At 38.8% G+C, this 312-nt stretch carries 1 protein-coding gene; it reads left to right on the forward strand.

Annotation, left to right across the window (positions count from 1 at the left end; genetic code table 11):
* Nucleotides 1-312, forward strand: a 312-nt coding sequence (locus tag GB932_RS22115) for a DNA-directed RNA polymerase subunit beta' (RefSeq protein ID WP_156758932.1), incomplete at both ends; no start/stop codon positions are given.

Below are 312 nucleotides of genomic sequence, written 5' to 3' on the forward strand. Positions count from 1 at the left end.
AAGAGTTATCATCAGAAATAACCGTTTGAAGAGATTATTGGAGATCAAAGCTCCTGAAGTAATCTTGAGAAACGAGAAGCGTATGCTTCAGGAATCAGTAGATTCATTATTCGATAACACAAGAAAATCTTCTGCAGTAAAATCTGAATCAAACAGACCATTGAAATCACTTTCTGATTCATTGAAAGGTAAGCAGGGTCGTTTCCGTCAGAACTTACTAGGGAAAAGGGTTGACTACTCTGCGCGTTCGGTAATTGTTGTAGGTCCAAACTTACAGCTTCACGAATGTGGTATTCCTAAAGATATGGCAGC

Origin of the sequence: Microbacterium karelineae, from assembly GCF_009745985.1 — a bacterium.
GTDB lineage: Bacteria > Actinomycetota > Actinomycetes > Actinomycetales > Microbacteriaceae > Microbacterium > Microbacterium karelineae.